Raw genomic sequence first — 26,114 nt, forward strand, 5'->3', positions numbered from 1 at the left:
ACAAATATCCTTCTGCATAGAAAGTACGCATCTGCATGATTTCTAAATTTTTTGTGCTGCGCATTATTTCTAAGTTATTGAATATTAAATTGGATAAGAAGTACATCAGAAATTGTGCGCAAAAACAACACTTTTGCATGGCAATAACTTTATTCACAAACCATGATTTATATAGAGTTTTGGGACGATTGCATTTATCAACGTTTCCGCTACAACCCAATTTTAAATCTTGCCTTATGTTTTCGATTGATTGCAGATAAGTGTTGCAGGCGAGCATTGTCACGGCAGTGGACATCGGAAAAAGGGATTTTTCCGTTGAGCCCCCAGGGATGGGTTTACGGCGTGCCACTGAAGTGACAATGCAGAGCGGAAACGGAACTCCAATCGGCTTTTGGCATTATGTATTCGATTGATTGCACCATGTCGAGCGGAACTGAACCCGTAATAGAGCCAAAAATGAAACCCAGAATTTACCCCCCAATTTAACCCCAAAAAAGCGGGTTAAGTTTTCACTTAACCCGCTCAATAAAGTTTACCAAAGCGAATTAGCAGCGTTGCAGTGGTTTCCAGCGTTGCAAGCTGACCGGAATACTTACCCCTTGGGATAACAACAGGTTAATCCGTGCTTGGTAGGCCGCGCCTTGCATTAAATGTTTTGCCAAATCGACCGCATTGCGCTCGCGATAATCATCTAAATAACTACCTTTTGCCCAAGCATTAAAGGCGCCGAGGGCGGGGCCAGCCCAAATCTGGTAATCCATTTCGCGGCCAACTTCGCCCGTGTTTGACCAGCGGCTCGAAAGACCCAAATACCAACGGAAAATCAGCGCCATTTTGCGTTTTGGGTTATCCAGCGCGCGCTCAATTTGCTTAGGATCGCGCTCATTAAAGTGCGCCACAGTGCCTGCCCAAATCTCATCTAATGAGGCGCGAAACACTTGCTCTTCCAGCTTTTGTCTTTCCTCTGTTGGAATCGCCTCAATCGAGTCGTAGCGGGTGTAAATCTCATAGAGTTTATTGGCGCGCATTGGGAATAGGGTGCCGCGCTTAACTACTTGTAACTTGACGCCCATTTCAAACATATCGGCGGCGGGCGCCATAGTCACATCGGCCATTTCAGTGGTGGCGAGTAATTTACGGGTGTGTTCGCTCGCTCCTGCCTCAACACAGGCTTGGTTGATTGAGCCGGTGACAATATAGGCCGCGCCCATATTGAAGGTCGCCAGCGCCGCATCGGGCGTGCCGATACCACCACCTGCGCCCACACGGATCGGCGTTTTGTACTGGTACTTGGCTTGAATGGTATCTTTTAGCGCCAAAATGGTCGGTAATAACGTGACCAGAGGGCGATTGTCAGTGTGGCCGCCAGAGTCGGCTTCGGCGGTAATGTCATCGGCCATTGGGACAGATTGCGCCATCAACATTTGATCTTCGCTGATAAGCCCTTCGTTCACTAATTGTTGGAGCATCTTAACCGGGGCTGGCTCCATAAACTTGGTCGCCACCTCGGTACGGCTGATTTTAGCAATCACTTTATTGCCAATCACAATCTCGCCGTTGGCGTCGCGACTCAGGCCTGCGGCGCGGTAATAGACGATTTGCGGTGTTAAGCCCAAGAAGGCCGAAGCCTCAACCGTACGCACTTGATGCTTGAGGAAGAGTTCGACACTGCCACGTTCAAGCGCTGGTTCGCTCGGGCTGTGGATCAAGTTAAAGGCGTAGGGGCCATTGGGCAATGCCGCTTGAATGCGTTTAATCGCGGCTTCAACGCGCGATGGAATTAACCCTGCCGCGCCAAAGGAACACAGAATGCCCGCTTGACCAAGAGCGATAACTAACTCTTCCGAGGCGATGCCGTTGGCCATGGCGCCCGCGTAGTAGGCGTATTTCACCCCATGCACACGGCGAAAGTTACTGTCACCCAAGCTTTGGGTGCCAAGGGCGGGGGCGAAGGCGCTCACAGGATGCAAACCATTGCTTTTGTGTAAGCCATTGCTGGGTTGAGCTTCTGCAAGACCCACAACCTCGGCACTTTGGGCTATGCCTAGGCCTTTTTCGGCATGATTGACTAAGTAACAGGCTTGATTGAGATCTTTAAGCTTTTTGCCAAGGGAATCGATATCGAAACTGATGGCGGCTTCATCAACCTGCCATGGCCAAGGACTGAGCTTATTATTATCGAGTGTGGTATTCGTCATTTGGGCTTTTCACTTTTAGGTGTTCGGGGCCTGAATTTGTTTGCCGCAGTGGGGCTATTCCCTTGCACTGCGGCAGTCTATTGTTCTGAAACCAATTGTTCTTAAGCTAACTGTGGCTAATGCTGCAAGTTACGCGCAAGCGCTATGCCTCTTCGATGCAGATAGCAATATCGGTCACCTCATAAATGCGCAGGCCATCCTTACTCAGGTTGGCATCGCCCTTGATGATGCGTTTACCGTCTTTATCTTCAATACTGGTGATATGCACATCCAGCGACATCTGTTTGTTTAATGGATTAATTTGACCGCGATACTTCCATTTAATTTCTGACAGAATTTGGCCAAATCTCGGATTATTGAAGCCTGCGCCTAGGTCTTGGTCTATGGCATAGGTTTGCAGTAATTCGATAATCGCCTCGACGCCTAGGGAGCCTGGCATTACTGGGTCCTGATGGAAATGGAATTGGAAGAACCAATCGATCGGGTCAATGGTGCGCTCGGCGTACAAGTATCCCAGTCCCTTCTTACCGCCAGTTTTTACAATCTCGGCCTTGTCGATAAAGTTCAGTTGCCCACCCGCGAGGCGGTAGTGTGGCTTGCCCTGCGGCGCCACGAAACTGCGGCCATTTTTATCTAACAGATTGATTTGGCTGTCGGCTTTAATACCGCGTTCAAGGTGCCACGCTTGGGTGATTTTACCATTGTCGATACCCAACTGGTTTTTAAGCGCATCGGCCTTAAAGTAACCGAAAACCGCATTACCACGGTAGAAAGGCGAGCCATCGCAGCTCAGTTCGAAACTAAAGTTTTGAATGATATTGCTGCCAGCAATCACGGTGGACAGCAGTCGCGAATCGTTGACTATGGTCTTACCGCGTAAATCCACTTCGCGCAGTAACTTGCCACTGCCGTCGAGGTTGCGGAAGAATAACTCCTGTCCCGGGAAGCCTAAGGTCGTGCCCATATAACCCGAGATAAAGCCATTGGGCTGCAATGATATTTCCATCAGCACAGAATAGGGCATCACGGCATGATGGCTGTTTTTAGCGTAATACCACGCGTTGCTGGGCACTTCATACTCGGCAATACAGGAGGATGGCTTTTTTAGCTCGCCACGTTTGCCCTCAATGGCCACCACACGGGTGGTGAGTTGCAAATCGCCACAAGGCGTACGCGGCGGGATTAAGCCACGGTAAATACTAAAATCGGGGCCGAAGCAGTTTTCAATATCGCCGGTGGCAAACTCAAACAAATGGTAGGGAGTAAACGGCAGGGTGTCGGGCACGCGGTTGGCGTACTTAGAGCCTGCTGGTGCAATCGGCGCACTCACATGTTTTAGTGGCACAACGCCTTTATTTACGGGAGCGGCCATATCTGGGATTTGCGCCATCAGCGGCGCTTGTTCCGCGAGGATTGCGATATTTGCTGCTTGCGAATCATTGCTCAGTGAAGAATGGCTTTGTGAAGAACTGCTGTGCGAATAGCGGGTGCAATCCGCTTCTTCTTTAATCATCACCCCGAGGTTTTGGAAATCCACCACCACTTTGCCATTGAGCAGAATATCGATATTTGCCTTGGCATAGGGGCGAGGGCTCATGCCAATTTCGGTGACCTCCATCCGATAGGTGAGTGTGCCAGATTGTGGCAATACCTGACCGCGGCAGCGTACTTTTTGCGATGCGTTTTCAAGGGGTTGGAAACGACCGTTTGTGACGCCACCTGCTTGTGTATTTGCGTGCATACCAATATGCAACATAAAGAATTGCAGTAACTGACCACAACCTTCGGCCATGAGGGAGCCTGCCATCACTTGGTCGCCCTTGAAATGGCAGGGGAAATACCAATGGTCGGGGGCTAATTGCTTGTGACCTTCAATCAAGCCTAAGCCCCATGCGCCGCCATGCACGTCGAGTTTACTGACTTGCTCGATCATCAGGAATTTTTCCGAGGCGAAGCACAGTGATGGCTGGAGACCAAACTTTGCCTGATGGGCCGCATGTTCACCGCCGAAACAGCCACCTATGTCGGCGCTCAGTAGACGATGGATTTGGTCGTAACTAAAGGCCGTTTGCGCGCAGTTAAGTAGCGGTGTGAAGCGTGGCTGATTGCCGTTTCGCGCATATTCATTGGCCAGTGCAATTTGTGCTTGCTCGCGCAGCTTAATTTCGGCCTCGGTGCGGATCACCCCTTTGCCATCGGCCAGTTCTTTATCGGTAAAGAATCCCGCGCAGCCGCCGTCCATTTTTAGGATCAGCTTATCGCCCACGAAACATTCGTAGGAGAAGAAAAACAGCAGGGTATCGCCATTGCGGGCAAAGTGGTTGATGGAGATATCGTAGCGCAGGGTGTCGCCACCGCGGGGCAGATCCCCAAGGAAGGTGAGGGTGCAGTCGAGCAAGCGATAGACGCGCTCGCCTTTGTTTTCAAAATCGATACCTAAGTAGCTGATCAGCATTAAATCGCACTGACCCGATTCGACCGCCACCGCCCAAGGAATTTGGCCATCAACCAAGAAGGGTGCATCCACGGGAATGTCGTACTCTGTGGTCATAGTGCTCGGTTGATAGCGGTTCATTTGTGCGTTGAGTTTGGTCACCCGCGAGACCAGCAGATAATCCGAGGTCGGCAGGCGCACGCGGCGTGCGTAGCTGTCGATAATGGCGTAATCGGCGCCAAAGACCTTGGCAATGTCGCCCTCGGCGTATTCCACCAGATCCTGATAGTTCCAAATGCAGGGCTTAGCCGCAGGAATAGGTGGCGTATAGGGAGCGACATTCGCGTGATCAGGTTTTAACTCTGATTTTAGTTCTGCGACTGATACAGCTTGCTGCGCCGCGGGGGCGGCATTGGCGCTGCTGGCAACATGGGGTGTAACAGAACCCATTTGTGTTGTTTGGGATAATTGCGCTTTTAACAGCGCATCGGCCAGTTTGAGCCCTTGCTCACGGCTCTGTAAAAAGGCTAAGTGCGCCTCGCGGGCCAATTGCTGGTTTTGCACCAGTTGCTGGTTTTGTAACAGTGCCGCGCTATCCTGCGACGCCCTATCCTGCGCCAAGGGAGCCGCCGAATATTGGTGTGGTGCGTTAGATGACATACCGCTCTCTACTGCTATTGGTGTGGCAAATGGGGTGACGTTTTCTGCCCTGATATCAAGTGCTGCTTGTTCTGTGGGCTTAGTTTGTGTTGCCTGTTGGCCTAAAGGCTGCAACTGGCGCATTTTGCCTTGGATGGCGGCAAGTGCGGGCAGTGGCGTATCCACAATATGTTGATAGATATCGCGGCCACCGAGCGTCACGGGTTTGATTAAATGTTTTTGCTCACTTAGGGTTAAGTCCTGCTCAAGGCGCTGTTCTAGTTGCGTCGCCTGAGTTGCAGTCTGGCTTAACAGCAGCAGCGAACTTACCCCTTGGCTTTGAGTTGACACTAATGCTTGTTTATCAGTGTTTTTATCTGAACCCGCAGACCCGTTCTTTAGGCTTAACAGGGCACTCAAAAGACTGGCCATACCCGCCGCGGCAAAGTTATGCCCAAGGGTATTGGCGACTCGGCTGCATGGCGTCCCCATAAGATTAAGCTGCGCTAATAGCTGCTCTGTTGGCAGTCGTTCTTCTGGGGCAATACATTGCTCAACCAAATGGATAGCAGAGAGAGCTGAAGGATTGGCGATAGCCGTTTCGGTTATCAACGAATCAAGCAGCTTGGGCAGCTGATGATGTGTGCCAAATGCTTGACCACGAATTTGGCCGTAACCCTTTTGAGAACTGTTACTCGCTTGTTGACTGTTGCTCGCTTGCTGGTTTGTCAGCACGATAGCGCCCGCACCTTCACCCACCTTCCACTGTGGATTCGCGCTGTTGGCATCGAGATCAACGGCGATTTGAGCGTTTTTCAATATAACCTGTTCAACACTGCCGCTTAAATCCACGGCGGCAATCACTACGCCATCAAGGGCCTCTTGGGACAGTAAGTTTTGCGCCACATCGATACAGCGACCGACCGATTGTTCGGCGGCTGAAATGGTAAACGCCGGGCCGTTAAAATCCCACAGCGAGGCGATGCGCGACGCCATAATATTGCCAATAAAGCTGGTGTATTGATTGAGCTTGGCGGCATCGAGCACGCTGTCCATGGCGATGGCTTCGAGGGCAAGGTATTCATCATTGGAGAGGTGAACGCCTTGCTGCTTTAAGCTATCTGCAAGTTGGGTGTGCAAATTCACCCGGCCACGGAATTGGTGCAGTTCAAGCTCTGTTTCCATCGCCACTAACACGGCGACCTTGCTGCCCGCGGTTAACTTGGCATCGCGAATCGCTTCGTCGGCGACTTTGATCAACAACAATTGCTGTGAGATCAGCCTGTCATCCTCATTAGGCGGCACTTTAAAGCGTAGAAAGTCAAAATCAAACTGCTCGATATAGGCGCCTTTGGGCGCGCGATTTAGGCCAAACTGCTTAAGGATATCGGGGTGTTTATCTAAGCCTTTCCAGCGGTTAGGTGGCAGCGGGATAAAGGCATCCGTTTGAGCTAATATCGCCTTATCCAACGCATTGATGGAGGCCAAAGGCCCAAAATGCGACGCCATGCCGATAACGGTTAATGCTTGCTGCTGATAAACAGGTTTGTTGGCTTGCTTTTCGGCGCTGTGAATTGTTGGCTGATAGGATTCCAACAACAAATGGGCATTACAGCCGCCAAAACCAAATACAGATACCCCCGCATGGCGGCGATCGTTGCCTGTTTTATCGGGCCAAGTTTGCAGCTGAGTGGGGATATTATCACCGCTAAACAATCCCTTAGGCGATGAAATCGGCGCCTTGAGGTTGATACTCGCCGGTAGCTGGCCTGAGCGCATGGCGAAGATCATTTTCATGATCCCAGGCATGCCAGCAGCTGTGAGTAAATGCCCAAGGTTGGATTTAGCCGAACCTATCAGCGGCGCCTTAGTACCGCCGAGTTTATCTTCGAAAAAACGCTCCATCGAAGTGAGTTCAACCTTATCCCCCAGCGGTGTGCCGGTGGCATGGCATTCAATCACTTCAATATTGCTCGGATGCGTGTTAGCGGTGGCATAGGCGCGCTCGAAGGCTTGCACTTGGCCCTTACTGTTGGGGCTTAAGACAAATTGGCCCTTGCCATCGTTCGATAATCCAATACCACTGACCACGGCATAAATATTATCGCCATCGCGCTCGGCATCCTCTAAACGCTTAAGCACTAATACACCAGCGCCTTCGCCCGCGAATAAGCCTTTGCTATTGCTATCGAAAGGCGCCGAAATTCCATGGTCTGGATAGGCGTGGAAAATCGAAAATCCCATATTGATAAAGAAGGGATCGGCGCCCGATACGGCGCCTGCGAGCATCATATCGGCCTTGCCCGTGGTTAAATAATCGCAGGCCAATTTAAGGGCATAGACTGAGCTGGCGCAGGCTGCATCGAGACTGAGCTGCGCGCCGCCAAGACCGAGGGCATCGCTTAACAACTTAGAGGCCGTGTGGGCAATGGCGCCGTTGGCGGCCTGTTGCGTGCCTACCATCGACGCATTGGCGAAGGGCGCTAGAGCAAATTCGGATTGATTAAGCTTAGTTTTTAATGCCTTTTCAACCGCTTGATGGTAAATCGGTAAAAACAATTCATTGGAGCTTGCGGTCGGGAACGACAGGGTGCCCATTACAATCCCTGTACGTTCAAGTAATGGCGCCGTTAAATCCACACCCGCATCCAGCAGGGCTTTTTTACTGCAATCTAATGCCCATAAAAAGCTTTCATCGAGCCCATCAAAGGCCGTCGGCGGCAACTGATAACCCAGTGGGTCAAAACGAAAGTTGCGGATATAGCCGCCCTTGTCGCAATAAAATCGGTCGGCTTGGCCTTGAACACCTTGGTAATCAGCTGGATTGGCATTGAGTTTGGCCGCATCGATTTGGCTGCGGGAATCTTTTTTATCCAGCAGATTTTGCCAAAACTGCTCAGGTGTGTCGGCATCGGGATACTGAACGGCAAGGCCGACGATGGCAATCTTTGGCATCGCCTTTGAGCTTTGGCGCTGGTCGTTTGGCACAGCTGTGCTGTCTTGCTGAGTCGGGTGAGCATGCATTTGAGAACTCAAAGGGGTTCTCCTTCTTGGAATACGTTTGAATAATGGCCTAATGCGCTGGCGCTGGCTGAATGTGGCGCTATCGTTTTCGCTGTAGCCTTATCTGCCGATTGAGGCATAAGCGGCGCAAGGGAGAGTGGCATTCTATGGCTGATAAGTTGAGCTAAGCATTTGAGTAAACTGGTGATCGTATCGCTGCCCTTGGCATTGCATGCCATGGCTAATATCGGTTGTTCCTGTGTTTGAACGCCATCGGCGCCCAACTCTAGTTGGCGGCCGATTTTATCGATAAGTGTGCTGGTTTGCCGATCGGCGCCCACCTCGACAAATAAGCGCGCACCTTGTTGATACGCGGCGTTAATCAGCGCGGTAAAATTCAGCGGCGCACAAAAGGTGTCGGCAATACTCTTGGCAATGCTTTGGCTATCGATGCTGACGGCGCTTTGCTGCGCCGCGCTAATAAAACGCACCTGAGTCTCGCAGGCATTCGCCTTTATGCCCAAGGTATAAAACCCTTGGATAGCACTGTGCTGTGACTGCGAGGGCGGGGTATGCATGGCGGTGACTTTATTGCTGGCAATACCACGCTTATTCAGCCTTTTAAGGAGTTGTAAGCAGCTTGCTTCGCAGCCCGCGAGAATACAGGTATCGCCCTGTTCAATCGCCAGATAAACCCGTGGAAAATCAGTCAGCAGGGTATTAATTTCGGCGCGAGAGGCTCGCACTAAAAAGCTATTCCACACTAGCGGTGCATCTTCACTCAACTGCCAATCGCGGCGCACCGCAAGCAGTGGGCCTGAAATCTCCTGATTGAAGATGGCGCTGTTTTGGGTGGCGTTAATCAGGGCATGTGGCGTTTGCCAAATATCCAAACTTGCCCACATGGCCGCTTCACCCATGGAATAGCCTAGAGCGAGTTGCGGTTGGATATTAAAGACTCGAGTCAACAGCCGACTAAATAGGTAACTGGCGCCAACACCGCTAATCGCAAGTTGGCTTAAGCTCATCTCTGCCGAATCTTTTTCTGTGCTTTTCGTATTATTTGCGCTTTGGTAAATCGCCTCGGCCTGCAGCATGGCGGCTAAATCCCCTTCGCGTTCAAGCTCGCGATAAAGCTCAGGGAAATAGCTATGTAAGTCGCTGAACATATTCGGGTAAACCGTGCCAACGCCGGGGTAGACAAAGGTTAAGCCCGTATCGCCGAGGGGTGTTGGCGTAAAATAACTGCCCGCAGGGGTCTTAAAGGCTAGATTGGCCGATGGCGTTTGGGCTGGTACTGGCGCTGGCGCAGGAGTCTGTTGCGTCTTTTCAATATAAGCGCGCATCGCCTTGGCTTCTTGCATTAGCTCTTCAACTGAGCCAGCCATCAGCACTAAAGCTAATTTATCCTGTGCTTGATAGCGCTTAAACCAATCACTGCCTTGACTGCTGAGCCAATCCGTATCGGGAAAGTTTGCCGATAACTCTAATGAATCAATCAGTTGTGATAACTGTACCGTTAAAGACTCAAGCGTGTTGCCACTGATGGGAATAAACAGTCTGTTAGCATTGAGCAACGGCTGAGCGATAAGCCGAGTGCCTTGGGTCAAGATAAGGCTTTGGGCTGTTTGAGTTTTAGGGACTTTACCCAAGAGATTTAGGCTTAACACCCTTGCCTGATGGGGCTTGGTAAACCAATAGCCGTTCTGTGCGGTTTTTACGGGCTTTTCAGCGCGCGGTTCAGCGTGTTGTTCAGCGAGTCGTTCAGCAAGTTGCGCTGCATCAGCGGCATCAAGCATTGGTTCAATGCCTTTGAGACTGCGATGACTTAACGCCTCAACCGCTTGAGATAATACATTCAACTGACTGGCAAGATTGCCTGCCTGCGCGTAGCCATTAACTGCCTGAGAACAATCGCGTTTCGCCAAGCTAAAAGCGCTGTTTAAGCAGCGCTCGACGGTATTTGTATTGATTGTATTTGTTTCTTCGGCTGTTTCAGCTTGGATTTGCGCGAATGCTGAAATATAAGCCTCGGCATGCAGGTGTAACTGCGCTGCCATTAGTCCATCGAGCAGATAAAGACTACGTGCTTGCTGCTGATATTCAAAGCGAATTTCAACAAGTTGTTTCTGCGCAATATGGTCGAGTTGCTCTGTGAGCAAGGCGACCAGTGTTGGCTCATCGGCTGACTTATTAATTAGTGGCTTATCTTCAACATTGAGCTTAATTCGACAAGCCATCAACTGCTGCAGCTTACTGACATCGGTTGGTGCATGGCTAAGCACACTCTGCATCCACCCATCACCAAGCCATACGGCTATTCGCAGTGGCTTGGCATTGGGATGCGGACTGTTTAGTGCCGCATTGCTTAATGCGGCATCTGCGCTTGGGTCGAGTGTCACTTAACACTTACCTCGGCCGAGCTTTGGGCGACTGCCTGCTCTTGCATTGGCTGCTGAGGTTTATTGGCCAAAAACGCTTGGTTGAGCGTCTTACTGACCGTAACCTTGGCTCGTTTCATCTCGCAGCTTAATCGGCCATCTTGATGATAAAGCGCAATATTGGCTTCAAGCGTTCGGGACGAATGCTTGATAACATCCAGCACTAATACCGCCTTCTCGCCAAAACCTAAGGGCGAATAGGACACAAACTCGCCAATGGTACTGGGTAAGCTTGCCGCTTGATATTTAAGGCGCGCCCACACGAGCATGGCCTGCAATAACAGATCTTCGGCAAAGGGTTGTGTGCCTTTATCCTCAATATTTGGCGCAAACTCACCACAGTCATCTAAGGCCACCGTTGGCAGTGCTACCTTAGCGATAAGCTGCTGATCATCAAAGGCGAGCACTTCGCTTATGCCTTGCAGTCTTGGGCCATGGAACAGTGTGCCATCGCTGTAGAGCGACTCACGGTTCGCGATAGCGGGTTGCTGTGCCATCTCCTGCATCAGAGAATGCAACTCACCAACCTCGAAACGCTGCACGTCTGCCGTATCATCCGTCTGCGCCACTAACACTGCCTGATACTGCGGGCGACCTTCAAAGCTTATCAGCGCGGTTAACGCCTCAGTCGATTGCTGTGTCGCGTCGGCAAGCGGCGTGAGCATTAGTTCGAGCTCAATAGGCGCATCGCGGGCAAGCAGCGCCTCATCGAAGATAATTCCCTTGAGTAGTCGATAATCGCAGACACTCACCGCCTTACCTAAATGGGCCTTGGCGGCCTCACGCATCCAATCGATGGCGCATACCGTTGGCAACACCGCATGACCGTTGATGCAATGATCCTCAATAAAGCTCATGCGTTTAGGGTCGAGGCTGCGCATGACGCGAATGCTTTGCGGCACCGTTTGGGCCATAGGCTGCGGATCTAACGCCGTGGTTAGATCCGCTTCAGGCTTTTTTGCTGATGCAGCTTCAACGGTATTGGCAGTATTGCCCTGCATATCGGTTCCGACCAACAGCTGCGCCCCTGTATCACTCAATAATTGGCTGGCAAATAACTCGGCACCGGCTTTGAGTGGAATGACATAAACCCCGCGGTCGATAAACATCTTTTTCAGCGCAGGATTGACCATGCCGCCATCCCAAGGCCCCCAGTCAAAGCTCATCACCTTGGCTTGCGGCAATTGCTGCGCGAGTTGCAGCGCGGCCTTGTTGAGAATGTCGTTAGACATGGCGTAGTCGCTCTGGCCTGTATTGCCGTAAAAACCCGCCGCAGAAGAGAACAGGGCGATGAGCGTTAACTGGCTAAGATCCAGCGTTGACAGCAGATTGTTAAGTCCGGTCACCTTAGTGCCATAAACGCGTTCAAGTTCGCTTAAGGTTTTGTCTTGAATATGTTTATCGGCAAGTACGCCCGCGCCGTGGATAATCCCCGTGATGGGCGATAGGGCGCTGATAGGCGCAATAGTGCTGGCAATGGCGGCAGGATCGTTAACATCCAGGCTTAAGTATTCGGCGCTGGCGCCCACGGCTTCAAAGGCCTGCAAGGCATTGCTGATTTCAAGGCTGCTTTGTACTGGCCAAACTAAGGCATCCACTTGTTTTAGCGTGGGTTTATCACCCAGGCTTTGCAGATGTGCAATGGCTGCGGCTTTCAGCTCGTTGCGATTTTTACCCTGAGCCCAAGCGGGGATCCCTTGATGGGCGCTGCGACCCGCGAGGATAAAATGTGCCTTGCAGCGTTTCGCTAAACTTAAGGCGCACTCGAAGGTGACGCCCTTAGCGCCGCCTGTGACGAGGATTTTGTCCGCAGACCAGAGAGACGCGCCACTGCGGCGAAGCACGGCATTGCCAGCGACTAAGGTGGTGCGCTCAAGCTCGCTATCAATACCGACTTCGACTGGCGCATCTTGGAGGTAGTATTCCTGCACTACCGCATTGGCGACCGTTTTAGCGTCCAAGTTTGGCGCGATATCCAGCGCGCGGCAAACCACTCCCGGCCATTCGTGATTTAAGGTTTTCGTGAGTCCAGAGAGCGCCGCTTGGTTGAGTTCACTCAGGCTAATAACAGCGCCAGCCGACTCGTCCATGCCGATATAGCCAAAGCCACCGTCGATACGGCTGACGGTGACAAAGCGGCAGTGGTCGCGCTCAGTTAACAGCGGTTGTAAGTGTTTGGCGAACAAGAAGGCTTGCTCGACCGAGGCTTTGGCGTCGTCTGCCAGCACTAAGCCAGCACCTTTATCCACATCGGACTTATGTTGTGGCTGCAGATGAATAAAACCGGCGATTTGGCCAAGCGCTTCAATCTGATTGATGACCTCACAAATACTGTCATCATCAATCGCCTCCAGCGTGAAGCTGGCAATATGGCTATCGAGTGGCGATGCGCTGGTCACAACCGTTTTCGGTGAGCGTACAACCGCGACCTTAACGCCTTGGGCGTGAAGCTTTTCGGCAATCACCCCCGCGTTGTGGCCATCGTCGCCGATAACGACGTAACTGTTTGCCGTCAGTTGAACATCGCTAGTCGCTATGATGCGCGCTAACTCAGCCGCCGCTGGCAACTTTTTTAGCATCACCTCACTATGGGGCGGCAGGTCGATAGTTTCCTCGACGGTTTCTGCAGTTGCCTCTTGAATCTCTTGAATTGGCGCAGCATGGTTTTGCTGCGGCGCCTCACTTGATGCTTGCGAACCCGCATAGAGGGAGACAATCTCACCCAAGGTGCGACACTCGGCTAAATCCTCTGGGCTCAGTTCTGGCAGGTTTGGCAATTGATCTTGTACTGTGCCTAGAATTTCCACGTGCTTGATGGAATCGATACCAAGGTCGGCTTCCATATCCATACTGAGTTCCAGCATTTCAACGGGATAGCCGGTCTTGTCGGCCACGACCGCCATCATAGTGCGTTCAATCTCGCCATTAGATAGCGCCGCACTTGCAGCGACTGCACTTGCGAGAACTGCATTTTGTGTCGCATGGCTAACTGTGGCAGTAGCTGTTACAGGAGTCGCTTGGCTAAAGAGCGCCACAATTTCCCCTAGGGTGCGACACTCGGCTAAATCCTCTGGGCTCAGTTCTGGCAGGTTCGGTAGCTCATCCTGTACTGTGCCTAGAATTTCCACCCGCTTAATGGAGTCGATACCAAGGTCGGCTTCCATATCCATACTGAGTTCCAGCATTTCTACGGGATAGCCGGTCTTGTCGGCCACTACCGCCATCATAGTGCGTTCAATTTCATCATTAGAAACCGCGCTGGTGGTTACTGCACTTGCGAGTACTGCATTTTGTGTCGCATGGCTGACTGGTGCAGCAGCGGGTACAGGAGCCGCTTGGCTAAAGAGCGCGACGATTTCCCCTAGGGTGCGACACTCGGCTAAATCTTCTGGGCTCAGTTCTGGCAGGTTCGGTAACTCGTCCTGTACTGTGCCTAAAATTTCCACGCGCTTAATAGAATCGATACCAAGGTCGGCTTCCATATCCATACTGAGTTCCAGCATTTCAACGGGATAACCCGTTTTATCGGCGACCACCGCCATCATAGTGCGCTCAATTTCATCATTAGAAACCGCCGCACTTGTGGCGACTGCACTTGCGAGTACTGCATTTTGTGCCGCATGGCTAACTGTGGCCGCAGCTACTACGGCTGTCGATACTACAGGAGCCGCTTGGCTAAAGAGCGCGACAATTTCCCCTAGGGTGCGACACTCGGCTAAATCTTCAGGGCTGAGTTCTGGCAGGTCGGGTAACTCGTCCTGTACCGTGCCTAAAATTTCCACGCGTTTGATAGAATCGATACCAAGGTCGGCTTCCATATCCATGCTCAGTTCCAGCATTTCCACGGGATAGCCAGTCTTGTCGGCTACCACCGCCATCATAGTGCGCTCAATTTCATCATTAGATAGCGCCGCACTTGCAGCTACTGCACTTGCGAGTACTGCATTTGGTGTCGCATGGCTAACTGAGGCTGCAGCTGTTACAGGAGTCGCTTGGCTAAACAGCGCGACAATTTCCCCTAGGGTGCGACACTCGGCTAAATCTTCAGGGCTCAGTTCTTGCAGGTTAGGTAATTCGTCCTGTACTGTGCCTAGAATTTCCACGCGCTTAATAGAATCGATACCAAGGTCGGCTTCCATATCCATGCCAAGTTCTAACATTTCAACGGGGTAACCCGTTTTATCGGCAACCACTGCCAGCATGGCTGTCTCGATTTGCTGCACGACTGACTTCTCGGAAAGCGCGCGAGTTGCTGTCGCCACAGTTTGCACTTGTGGTTGCTGAACTTGGGGCTCACTCACAGGTGCAACAGTCGCTTTTGGCTCTGCGGCTAACGCTTGAACCACGGGGGCCTGTGCTGGAACGACAGGCGTTGCCGCTGTAACTGCCACTGGTGCAACCGCCACTGGTGCTGCTTGAATGGGGGCTTGAACCTGAGGCGCTGGCATTTGGCCGAGTAGGGCTAATGCCGCTTGGCTGCTGCTGGTCTGCAATTGCATAAATTCAGCATGGCTCTTTAGGGTTTGTGCCTGATGCTGGTGGAACAGCTCCATCGAGCGTTGCAGGCTCTCCGGAATGGCGATGCCAAGGCTTGCCATTTTGGCTTGCTCTGCCATCAGGGCACTGACGGTATCGCCGTATTGCTGCGGGATCGCTAAAAATTGTTGATGTAATTGCGCGGCCTGGGTTTGGGCGGCAAAAAAGGCGCTCAGGGCATCTTGATTCGCCTGTCCAGCGGCAACGTTGGCTGGCTGTGCAGACGTTTGTTGTTGAATAGTATTGCTATTTTGTGCCACTGGCTTTTCCACTTCGACAACCTTTTCTAGAATTTTTTCGACAATCACTGGTTTTTCAACGACTTTTTCAACCACTTTCTCAACGAGGCGATCCACATACTGCACTTGGCTGGTAATTTTGCCCGATTGCAGCGAATCGACCATTTTGTTGCGGGTCGCTGGGCTGATGTAGTTGGTCGCGTTGAGCTTGATATTCATGGCCGAAGGCGTTGCTGGCGCAATCAATTCGGCTTGATAAGGGTCGATTTCCCCTAGTGTTACCCCCGCAACCGCCAGTTGCACCGCAGCACTGCGCAGTTGGCTGTCGGAATCAGCTTTAGGGTTCGGGTTAATGCTGATAAGGCAAAGCTCGTTTAACTGCGCGGCTAAGGTATTTTCTGTCAACTTCTGCAGAATGTTTTTCGGGCCGAACTCGACAAACACCCGTGCACCAGCGGCATACATGGCCTCTAGCTGCTCGCTAAAGTGCACCGATTGCAGCATATGATCTTTAAAGGCGGTTTTGATGGCGTTGGCTTCGATAGGGTGTAGCTGACCAGTGCCATTGGCATACAGGGCAATCTTTGGCGTGTTGAACTGAGCCTTATCAATGGCTTCGCTAAAGGGCTTTTGCGCATGGGCAACCAATGGCGTGTGGAAGGCGCCGGAAACGGGCAGGGCAATTGCCTTAAAGCCTAACTCGCCAATGGCCTTAGCGGCCTGTTGTGTCGCTGTGGTAGCGCCAGCAATCACCAGCTGAGTCGGTGAGTTGTAGTTGGCAATCTTGACGTCGTCAAACTGCGCTAGGCAATCGTTGATAGCCTCAATATCTTGTTTTTGCTTAAGAATGACGGCATACATGACGCCAGCATCACGACTGGCGTCGGCATCCAGAGGTGACTGCGCCATTGCCTGTCCACGTTCAAAGGCAAGCTTGATGTAGTCATCCATTGAGATAACGCCTGCGGCACACAGGGCCGAGAGTTCACCAAAGCTATGGCCTGCGAGCATATCCGGGGCGAAACCCGCCTGAGTCAACAGGGCGTACTGCGCCATAGAGATCGCGCCGATGGCGCTTTGGGCATAAAGGGTATTGGTTAACGCACTTTCCTGCGCTTTTCTCGATTCATCATCGAAGGCGGGGATCGGGTACAGCACGCTTGAAAGCGAAGCCTCACCACGGTCGCTAAACACTTTATCGCTGGCGTGGATATGGCGGCGAAGCTCGGGGAAGTTGTTGGCAATTTCCAGTCCCATATTCAGGTATTGCGAGCCTTGACCGGCAAATAAGGCCGCAACCTTATTGTTATCCTTGACCAGCGCTTGGGCGCGAAAACTTATCCCTGAGGGTAACTGCCAGCTCTCGGCGCTATTGGATTCTAGCTGCGCTATCGCTTGGGTTAACAGCGTCTGTAACTGGGCATAGTCCTTGGCAATAAAGCCAAGACGGGCCGATTGCGGGGGGAGTTCACGCAGGGCGTAGGCTTTTGCAAAGGCAACAAAATGCGCCTCAGAAAGTTCTGCTTTGGCGGCAGTTGCTTGCTGCAGGGCGGTTTTTAATTCGCCAAGCAGCGCGGTTTTGTCGGCGGCGGCAAACAGCCAGCTTTGCGCCACGCTGCGCTGGCGATAGGCGTCATCGCGCGCGTGTTCGGGGTGATATTCTTCGAGCACTAAATGGAAGTTAGTGCCCCCAAAACCGAAGGAGCTGATCCCTGCGCGGCGCGGCGTATCGTCACTGCGTTGGATCCAAGGGCGCGCCTCGGTATTGAGATAAAAGGGCGAGCGGGCAATGTTTAATTTAGGATTAGGCTGACTGACGTTAATTGTTGGCGGTAAGACTTTATGGTGCAGTGCCAATGCTGCTTTAATCACACCCGCCGTGCCCGCGGTGGACTTAGTATGACCGACCTGAGATTTAACTGAGCCTAGGGCGATATGCTGTAACTGTTCATTATCCTTCGAGAATACTGAAGTTAAGCCATTGAATTCTGCCACATCGCCTGCGGCTGTGCCTGTGCCATGGGCTTCAATCAAGCCAACGGTGTGCGGCGCAAAGCCTGCGTCATCATAGGCGCGTTCTAATGCCTTGGCTTGGCCTTCGGGACGCGGTGCATAAATGCTCTTAAATTTACCGTCCGATGATGCGCCAACGCCTTTGATTACCGCGTAGATACGGTCGCCATCGCGCTCGGCATCGTCAAGGCGTTTTAAGGCGACCATGCCGATCCCTTCGCCAATCATCATGCCCTTAGAGTCGATATCGAAGGGTTGAATCTGTTCGTTGGTGGTAAAGGCTGGCGTCTTTGAGAAACTCATATACATGTAGGGCGAGTTGTCAGTACAGACACCGCCGGTAATCATCATGTCGCTGCGACCTTCGGTCAGTTCGGTCAGCGCCATACGCATGGCGGCAAGCGAACCGGCGCAGGCAGCATCGACGACGCAGTTCATCCCGCCTAAATCGAAACGGTTGGCGATGCGTCCGGCAATCACGTTGCCAAGGGAACCGGGGAAAGAGTTTTCTTCCCAGTGGACATATTGATCTTGGAATTTTTTGATCAGCAGTTCACTATCTTCATCGCTCAGGCCACTGCTTTTAAATACTTTTTTCAACACTGGATATTGCAGGCGCGCATTGAGGCTATGGCTTAGTTTTTGACCTCCTCCAATCCCGAGTGTGATGCCGATGCGGTCACGGTCGTAATCGTCTGGCAGATTGGCATCCTGTAGGACTTCCTTGGCGACGACCAGTGAGAGTAACTGTGAGCTGTCGGTGAGTTCCAAAATATTGGGCGGCAGACCAAACTCCATCGGATTGAAGTCGACCTCTGGCATAAAGCCACCGCGTTTGCAGTAGCTCTTATCGGCCTTGGACTTATCCGCATCGTAATAGTCATCAATCGACCAGTGGGACTCGGGTACGTCGGTGATTGCATCAATTTTGTCGCAAATTAAATCCCAAAACTTATTCAAATAGCGGGAGTTAGCAAAGATACTCGCCATGCCAACGATGGCAATCGGCATATCTTTTAAGCGTTTATTCAGTCTCTTATCGGCTTTTTCATCGGTTGATAATTGAGGCTGTGATGGGGTATGGCTCATAACGAGTCTCCACTGGCAAAGCGTTTGGTCGTTGCCTTATTAAGGGATTTAGCGATGGCTTTTGGAGTTTGCACGCCAGGAAAGCGGGCTAAAAAAGTGTGGTAGTTGCGTACCAGCAATTTACGCAGATGAAACGGCCCATCCTTCAGCACATAGGCGATGTAGCGATTGGCCGCTTGGGTGTTACTGTCTTGATAAATATCGATATAAATCCAATCTGCCTTGCTATCTATGCCAAGGAGTACCGATTTAGGTTCGGCCTCGGTTAATTGCGGCGGCAGGGTGAGGGACACCACTTGTACTACGGTATCGCCATCTGTGCTTGGCAGGGCAAGCGCCTTGGCTAAGGTTTCGGAGTTGACCGTGTAGGTTTGAACATCGCTGCCTTGGCTGATAGGTAATTGATTGAAATACTGCTTAGGCACAAGCTCTTGATCAAACTCATCGAGGCGCGAAACCCCATATCGCTTAAGGCAGCGGGCCAACCCCGAGCGGGACACATTGGGGTTAATAAAGGTTTGAGTGGCCTTGAGCAGCCTGTCTAACGGCAGTTTGAGCTGATATCTCAGTCCCACCACCACGTATTCCTCCATCGGAGTGAGGGTGGTATTGAGGTGATGCGGCGTATTCGGGCTGTCGTTCACTGACTCGCGCTTGCGCCATTTACGTACTGTGGCTTCGGTAATATTTAAAATTTTGGCGAGCTGACTCACACTCAATTCAGATTGCTGAATAAAGTGTCGCATCTCCGGCGTGGTCGTGGCATTGCGGTGCCTTGCCGTTTTGGGGGCAGATTTATGCTCCGAGCTTGGCTTATCAGCCTGAGCATGATCCGCGGCTTGAGTACCCACTTTTCGAGAACTCATGTTGTTAGTGCTGTCCCATCTTTATTATTTTCATCCAACATAATCTATCGGGACTGCTTAAACTTGCCTGCCAAAGCGGAGTGTAGACTCATGCTTAATCTAGGCTTAAAACCCGTGAGCTATGTGTTTTGTTACGCACAATGGTGATGCAGATTACCTGAGGTTTCGGCTCGATACAATCATATGGGACTTGAAATGATTTTTTAATGTTCAAATGACACAGTTTAAAGGAGCCCAACTCCTGTTTAGCACAGGGTACACGTTTAAATAATCATTTAAATTCATAAGATTAGAAACAAAATTAAGATACTGCTCGTCAGGAGAGTAGAACTGAGTAGAATAGGGCAGCCGTTAAACTCAAGTGTTGTTGGGATAAATTAATGAATATTGAGCTTTTTTTTATTCCATTAACTGAAATGGATGTGGCCAGCACGAATGCGTGTATGGCGCTCTTGAGTGAGGACGAGCACGCTAAAGTGGCGCGTTACCGGGCGCCCAAGGCGCAAATGAACGGCTTATTGGTGCGAGCGGCGCTGCGCTGCGTCTTATCTCAAGGACTGCAAGCTCGCGGTGGAACCTCACCTTGCTCCTCCCAACGACAGATTGCCCCCCAAGATTGGTGTTTTGAGTATGGGGCAAAGGGCAAACCCAGTCTTAACCATGAGCAGTTTCTGAGTATTGGCATTGAGTTTAACTTGAGCCACAGTGGCGACTGGTTATTGATAGCCTTAGCGCAAGATGATGACAAGGGAGAAAACGCTAACACAGCGCAACCCCGTTTAGGTTTGGGGGTGGATATCGAGCGCTCCCGCGCCAGTACTCATATTTACCCGATCCTTAATCATTATTTCTCCCCGATTGAAGCCGAAGGCTTATTAGCCCTTGAGGGCGAGGATGCGCAGCGGCAGCGCTTTTTTGATCTTTGGGCACTCAAGGAATCCTACATCAAGGCAACGGGTTTGGGCCTAGCGCAGTCGCTGAAATCCTTTGCCTTTGACTTAGCACCAAACAGTTTGCTGGCGGTTGATGGTGGCGCGCTGCAAACTGTCGACTCCCCGAACTGGGTTGAACTCAAGCTACAAGAGAACTTTGCTTTACCGAGCCAAGCTATGCCCTGTTCTTATCTTCAACTCCCATCGCGTATTCCACTTTATTCCAATATTAAGCTGCGGATCGAACCTGAAACTGCACTCAATGCCACAAGCTCCCATGCCCAGCATTGGCGGAGTTATTTTGGCCGACTTGATGAGGAATATCGTTTTGGGCTCAGCTTGGCTGATGGTGACAGCTTAGTGCAGGATGACAGGTTGGCGAAGGTCACTATTTCGATGCAACTGACCAGTATCACTGCATTATTGGCGGCGTGCTCTGCCATCTAGTGCGGCCTTCGCACTAAGGCTTGGGTTGCCCTCGTTCTTGAATTACTGCTTTGAATTCAGTTTCTTGTCCCTCCAGCTGACTTTGTTATTCCTCCGCTTATATTTCATTTTGGATTAAACCTAGCTCGCTATAGTCACGCAAGAGAACTCACTGACAAGGTTGTTAATCATGAAATTCAAATGCCTTTTATCGACCACCACTTTGCTACTGCTCGGTGGCTGTGGCTACTTTGGTGGCGATGAAAAACAGCAATTAGAGCAGGCATGGCTTGCTCAAGATCCCCAACTACAACAAGTGGTTGAGCAAATCCGCAGCCGCGGGCTCGATGTGGTCGCTCAAAGTGCGGCGGCGGGCACAGTGTCGGCCTGTGTGGCCGAAAAACTCAGCCAAGATCCCCTCGGTAAATTAGTGAGCGTCGAAGGCGCCTTAGTGGAGTCGGCTAAGGTGGCCGAATTGCTCGGCGATTTACAGAAGGTGATGGAGCAAGAGGTGAGCTTCGATCAAGTCGCAAGCCTGTTACAAAAGGGCGCGGATGCGGCGGCCTATGCCAAAAGTTTGATCGAACAGCAGGGCGTCGAGCAAGCCATGCAAAGCCTTAAGCAAATGGCACTCGCCAGTGAACAATTTGCCCAGCAGGATTTAGGCGCGCATTTCCAGCAATTATTGCTCGAGTGCAAATCTGCGAATTAACTAAATAAACGCTGTATTAGGGCTGCTTATCTGTGCAGCCTTAGCAACATAAGGAAATCCCATGTTTAAAAAACTGCTGGCCTCTGTCGGTATCGGTGGTGCGACGGTCGATACCCAATTAGTAGATAATCGATTGCTTCCAGGTCAAATCTTTCATGCCACTATCGTCGTTAAAGGCGGTAATGTGCCGCAGCAGATCTCCGGCCTCGACTTAGCCCTAATGACTAAGGTGAAAGTGAGCAGCGATAACGGCGACTATTTTAAGAACCATCGATTGGCGAGCTGGCGCTTAACCGACTCCTTTGAAATTCAAGCGGGTGAAATCCGCGAGATCCCATTTTCAGGTAAATTGCACCCCGAAACTCCTTTTACTCAGCTCCCTGTCCGTAATAATCAATCCCAAGTATGGCTACAAACGGGAGTGGACATAGATACCGCGCTCGACCCTAGCGATATCGATGCGCTGGTCATTATGCCAACGGCGATTGCTGAGCATGTGTTAAAGGCGATGGACGGCCTTGGTTTTGTGTTGGTGAAAGCCGATGTGGAACAAGGTTTCCTCAATACGCGCGCCTTTCGTTCCACATCGGGTTGTTACCAAGAGTTAGAGTTTAAGCCGCGCAATATGGGCTTTAATCGTTTGCGTGAGATTGAGGTTTCTCTGGTGTGCGATGCCGAGCAAACCCATGTATTGCTTGAGCTTGACCGTGCATTCCGTGGCGATGGTTACTTGTATTTCAGCCTGCCAAACAATGCCACGTTGAGCCGAGTACAAGAGATTTTTAAGGCGAATTTGGGTTAAGTGCGAGTATCGCTTAAGTGGTTAGCTTGGTTGAAAAACTTACAACCGACAATAAAAAGCCCTGATGATTCAGGGCTTTTTACTGAAATCGATTACTGTCTTGCTAAGCGGTGGCTCTCGCCTGGATGTTCAAAATCACTGCGGTAAGGGTTAATGTCTAAGCCGCCGCGACGGGTATAGCGGGCGTAAACGGTTAACTTAGTGCAGTGGCAGTAATGTTTTAAATCGACAAAAATCCGCTCGACACACTGCTCATGGAACTCGTTATGTTGGCGGAACGAAATCAAATAGCGCAGTAGCTTTTCGCGATCGATTTTAGGCCCTTGATAACGGATCATCACACTGCCCCAGTCCGGCTGAGAGGTAATTAAGCAGTTTGATTTCAACAGATTAGAATTGAGTGTCTCGGCAACAATCTGTTTGTCATCTGTGCTGTTTTCTAGATAATCCGGGTTAAAGTCATAGTCGCTGACTTCGATATCCAGATCGTCAATGCAAGTGCCTGGCAGCTCGACGACGCGTTGAATACCAAAACTCTTAGGCTCAATAATCTTCACTGTGACTTGGCCTTGGGCGCATTCACCGAGATCCTGCACTAAGGTTTTTTGCACAGCTTCGATATTGTCGAACTTGGTTTGGTTAAAACTGTTTAAATACAGTTTGAAGGATTTTGACTCGATCAGATTTTGGCTTTCATGGCTTAGCTGAATGTCGGCAATTGCCACCATAGGTTTGCCCTTGGCGTTTAGCCATGACAACTCATAGGCCGTCCAGATATCGGCTCCGTGGAAAGGCAAACTTTCCGCCGTGAGGTTGATAGCGTTACGGTTAAGTGAGCGAGGAACCCCTTGCAGCAGCGACGCATCATACTCGGCTTGGTAATCCGTGGCTTTACCTAAGGTTAGGCCGGCAAGCTCTTTTGCATCACTATAGGGATCGTGATTGTGTGTCATCAATACTGTTTCCATGTCAAAATAGGCGCACATTATACCCGAAATTGGATTGTGCTTAAGTGTCTTGTCTGCCTGCTCTCGATAAATTTTTAGATAATTACCATCGATCCTACCTATCAACTTTAGGCGAATTACCACGATATTACCCGCAGGGCGAGCCATCTTTGTGTATTCAAGGTGAGTTTGATGAAGCGTCCGATGAGGCGGTGTCTTGGCTCCCCGTTAAGCGTGAACACCTTGGCAGTTTTGCGAATGTTGAACATGCGCTTGAGCTAACATTATGGCCTGATATCAATCACTTTTATGGTGAATATTTTGCGGCGCCCGTGTTATTTGATTCACCATGGGGCTCGGGCGAATTACTGCAGGTATGGAACGAGGCAGATTTTGATGCCCTGCAACAAAATATCATCGGCCACTTAATGATGAAGCAAAAGCTCAAGCAACCAGCAACTTGGTTTATTGGTTTGCTTGATGAGGGCGATAAGATGCTAACTGTCGATAATGCCGATGGTAGTGTCTGGGTTGAAATCCCCGGCGAGCTTCCTTCCACCCAATTGGCGTCGAGTTTAGCTGAATTTATTGAGGCCTTATCGCCACGTATCGCGCCGCCCGTGAAACATGAAGAATTGCCTATGCCAGCGCTTGAACATCCGGGGATTGTTGCCAGCTTTAAACGTATGTGGCACAACCTGATAGGTAAGCGTTAAGCGCGGGGAAATGTGCAAAGGTCTCTTGAAAAGCCTCTTGCAAACCTGTTTGGCAAACTCGGCTCGGCAATTTTGCCTGCCGAGTTTGCCATTCATCAATGGGTCAGTTATTGATGATCCCAAGACAAGTTAGACACTATGCGGCAAGGTTCGCAGCGAAAGTGGAACATATCTAATAGCGGCTCATTGAGTTTCCAGTCGTGACTGCCACAGCGTGGGCAGGGGCGAGCTAACTCGGATTGCAGATCCTGCCCTCCGACGCGATACAAATAATAGTAGGTGGGGATTTTGGTCAGGTATTCGATTCGGCCGCGTAAATCCCAACCTCTCCTAAATAAATCACTGCTAGGGCTGGATAATTCTTCCAGCGCGGCAAATTCTGCCTTAGTAGCCGCCGCCATTTGTAACTCATCACAGGCTTGCCACTCGGTTTGCCAGCGGATCACCCGTTTATGATCGCCATTAAAGGTGGCGGGGATTTGGTACAACGGAATGGGCAATAAGTTATCGCCACTTCGCAGGGGCGAGCACATATGCACATAGCTAGTGTACAGCAGCTGCCAGCTGGGTGGCTCAGTGTTACTCACCTCAGAGTTAATATCTTGACCGATAAATTTTTCCCGTGGCGCCAGTAGCTTAGCCTCGGTTAGTTCCGCCAGCGCTTTTTTCACCCAAGGGCTGTGATAGCGATGAGCCAAACTGTTTTTTTCAGGCATGAGTAAGCGTACTCGAAATTCGCCCTCATTAAAGGCCACAGAAAATTCGCGGCCGAGGATTTGGCCATTAGCGCGGTAGGCTTCGAGTAATTGATTGATGGCACGTTCTGCCGCACTGATGGTGGTATCGGCAAAGCATTCAAAGCGCAATTCGGTGACAAACATTAAGCGGATTTTCCTTGGGATTCGAGTTGACTGACACGTTGTTTCAGCTCGATAAGTTCATTTTTGAGTTGCATGATCTCGTTGTTTTTTAACGCGAGGGCCTGTTCAATGCCCTGTTGTAACTGGGCTAACTGCTGCGCCAGAGTGGTGACTGTGACTGTGAGTGGCGAGGCTTCGGCGGTGTGTGTCTCTTCAACCACGGGCTGTGATTGGGCAGCTAAACGCTCACGCTCGGCTTTGGGTATCGATTTAAACTGCTGTAATCCTTGGATTAACAGCGGCATAGGGATTTTGTTACCGACGCGGCTTTTGATCAGGGCAAGGCTTGGGGTTTTACCGCTGGCTTCGAGTGCGCATGCTGCTGCTAACACTTGGTCAATCGGACTCATAATAAGTGAAATTCCTTAATCTATATCGTGTTTTTCACTAACTTACTGTGGCGTGGTTATTTTAGTTCTTATAAATCAATACATTGCTGTTTGGCATTGATTTTGCTTTTTAAGCATTTTTATAACAAGTACACAGGAAGTCATAATATGAACGCAAATATTAATCGCAAACTCATCGCGGTCACGTTTTTAGGGTTAGCAAGCTTAGGTCTTAGCGGTTGTGTGGTCAATGTCGGCGACAGTGAATCTAAGTGGGATAGCAACGAATCTTGGGAAAAAACACAGGACAAAAACCGCAATAATCTGACTAAGCTCAGCCTTGGCATGAGCAAAGACCAAGTGATGACCCTGATGGGCGCCTCGGACTTTAGCGAATCTTATCTGCAGCAGAAAGACGGCCAAGCCGATAAAGAAGTGTTGGTCCTCTTTTATCGCACCCAGCATACCCACAGTGACGGTAAAACCACTAAGGATGAATGCACGCCAATCGTCTTAAGTAACAGTGTGTTAGTCGGTTGGGGCGACACCGCCTACAACAAAATTTAACGACTCAACGCAACTCGCCATGAAGTGATTCAGTCTCAGCCCTAAGTCATTAGGGCTTTCTTAATTGCACATCGAGCTGCTCGATAAGTTCGGTCCACTGGGCATCGGCCTCTAATGCCTCGGTCAGAAAACTCTTTTGTGCCTGCGTCCAAAATGGCGCTTCGGTTAAGTGTGTGTCAGGGGGAAGTTGATGGGTCGCAATAAACTGCCCTATGGCTTGAGCTTGATTGGCTAATCCCAACTGTTCAAATAGATGACTCAAATCGACTGGCGTTGTATCCATGCTCGCATCCTCTCAGTGTGCC

Annotated in this window: 14 protein-coding genes; 5 read left to right on the forward strand and 9 right to left on the reverse strand. The window is 50.8% G+C overall.

The window, feature by feature from the left end:
* Positions 1-545: 545 nt before the first annotated feature.
* The 5 genes from pfaD to M0415_RS01595 all read right to left on the reverse strand — a co-directional run bounded on the left by pfaD (position 546) and on the right by M0415_RS01595 (position 19,458).
* A complete protein-coding gene (gene pfaD, locus M0415_RS01575) occupies positions 546-2,198 on the reverse strand; it encodes an eicosapentaenoate synthase subunit PfaD (RefSeq protein WP_249555899.1) in 1,653 nt (550 codons plus the stop codon).
* A gap of 142 nt (positions 2,199-2,340) precedes the next feature.
* Positions 2,341-8,307, reverse strand: a complete 5,967-nt coding sequence (locus M0415_RS01580) for a hotdog fold thioesterase (protein ID WP_502957158.1) — start codon at positions 8,305-8,307, stop codon at positions 2,341-2,343.
* Complete coding sequence (locus M0415_RS01585; protein WP_167373691.1) at positions 8,304-10,568, reverse strand: PfaB family protein; 2,265 nt, start codon at positions 10,566-10,568, stop codon at positions 8,304-8,306. The genes M0415_RS01580 and M0415_RS01585 overlap by 4 nt, the downstream gene beginning before the upstream one ends.
* Before the next feature lie 104 nt (positions 10,569-10,672).
* Positions 10,673-18,592, reverse strand: coding sequence for a type I polyketide synthase (locus M0415_RS01590; RefSeq protein WP_249555898.1), 7,920 nt, complete (start codon positions 18,590-18,592; stop codon positions 10,673-10,675).
* Complete coding sequence (locus tag M0415_RS01595) at positions 18,589-19,458, reverse strand: helix-turn-helix domain-containing protein (RefSeq protein WP_089067392.1); 870 nt, start codon at positions 19,456-19,458, stop codon at positions 18,589-18,591. Before M0415_RS01595 ends, M0415_RS01590 begins: the two co-directional genes overlap by 4 nt.
* A gap of 380 nt (positions 19,459-19,838) precedes the next feature.
* On the opposite strand from M0415_RS01595, the gene M0415_RS01600 reads away from it, so the two are divergent.
* The 3 genes from M0415_RS01600 to M0415_RS01610 all read left to right on the forward strand — a co-directional run bounded on the left by M0415_RS01600 (position 19,839) and on the right by M0415_RS01610 (position 22,330).
* Positions 19,839-20,837 (forward strand): 4'-phosphopantetheinyl transferase family protein, encoded by a 999-nt coding sequence (locus tag M0415_RS01600; RefSeq protein ID WP_249555897.1) that lies wholly within the window; start codon positions 19,839-19,841, stop codon positions 20,835-20,837.
* Between the two features lie 169 nt (positions 20,838-21,006).
* A complete protein-coding gene (locus tag M0415_RS01605; RefSeq protein WP_011717709.1) occupies positions 21,007-21,528 on the forward strand; it encodes a hypothetical protein in 522 nt (173 codons plus the stop codon).
* A gap of 61 nt (positions 21,529-21,589) precedes the next feature.
* Positions 21,590-22,330 (forward strand): sporulation protein, encoded by a 741-nt coding sequence (locus M0415_RS01610; protein WP_249555896.1) that lies wholly within the window; start codon positions 21,590-21,592, stop codon positions 22,328-22,330.
* Between the two features lie 92 nt (positions 22,331-22,422).
* On the opposite strand, the gene queF is transcribed toward M0415_RS01610, so the two are convergent.
* A complete protein-coding gene (queF, locus tag M0415_RS01615; protein ID WP_086902359.1) occupies positions 22,423-23,283 on the reverse strand; it encodes an NADPH-dependent 7-cyano-7-deazaguanine reductase QueF in 861 nt (286 codons plus the stop codon).
* 59 nt (positions 23,284-23,342) lie between these two features.
* Here queF and syd point away from each other — a divergent pair, with 59 nt between their 5' ends.
* Positions 23,343-23,993, forward strand: coding sequence for a SecY-interacting protein (syd, locus tag M0415_RS01620; protein ID WP_249555895.1), 651 nt, complete (start codon positions 23,343-23,345; stop codon positions 23,991-23,993).
* A gap of 107 nt (positions 23,994-24,100) precedes the next feature.
* Here the strand turns inward: syd and M0415_RS01625 are convergent, their stop codons facing one another.
* Both M0415_RS01625 and M0415_RS01630 read right to left on the reverse strand, forming a co-directional pair.
* The gene (locus M0415_RS01625) at positions 24,101-24,874 is read right to left on the reverse strand and encodes a Zn-ribbon-containing protein (protein WP_249555894.1); all 774 of its coding nucleotides are present in this window, start codon (positions 24,872-24,874) and stop codon (positions 24,101-24,103) included.
* Positions 24,874-25,263 carry a hypothetical protein gene (locus M0415_RS01630; RefSeq protein ID WP_249555893.1) on the reverse strand — a complete coding sequence of 130 codons (390 nt, stop codon included), beginning with the start codon at positions 25,261-25,263 and terminating at the stop codon, positions 24,874-24,876. The genes M0415_RS01625 and M0415_RS01630 overlap by 1 nt, the downstream gene beginning before the upstream one ends.
* 147 nt (positions 25,264-25,410) lie before the next feature.
* Between M0415_RS01630 and M0415_RS01635 the strand changes: the two genes are divergently transcribed.
* Positions 25,411-25,809 carry a DUF3192 domain-containing protein gene (locus tag M0415_RS01635; protein ID WP_089067398.1) on the forward strand — a complete coding sequence of 133 codons (399 nt, stop codon included), beginning with the start codon at positions 25,411-25,413 and terminating at the stop codon, positions 25,807-25,809.
* Between the two features lie 49 nt (positions 25,810-25,858).
* Here M0415_RS01635 and M0415_RS01640 read toward each other — a convergent pair whose 3' ends face one another.
* Complete coding sequence (locus M0415_RS01640; RefSeq protein WP_089067399.1) at positions 25,859-26,092, reverse strand: DUF2789 domain-containing protein; 234 nt, start codon at positions 26,090-26,092, stop codon at positions 25,859-25,861.
* Positions 26,093-26,114: the final 22 nt, after the last annotated feature.

It is taken from the genome of Shewanella sp. 10B (genome assembly GCF_023475885.1).
Classification (GTDB): Bacteria; Pseudomonadota; Gammaproteobacteria; order Enterobacterales; family Shewanellaceae; genus Shewanella; species Shewanella mangrovisoli.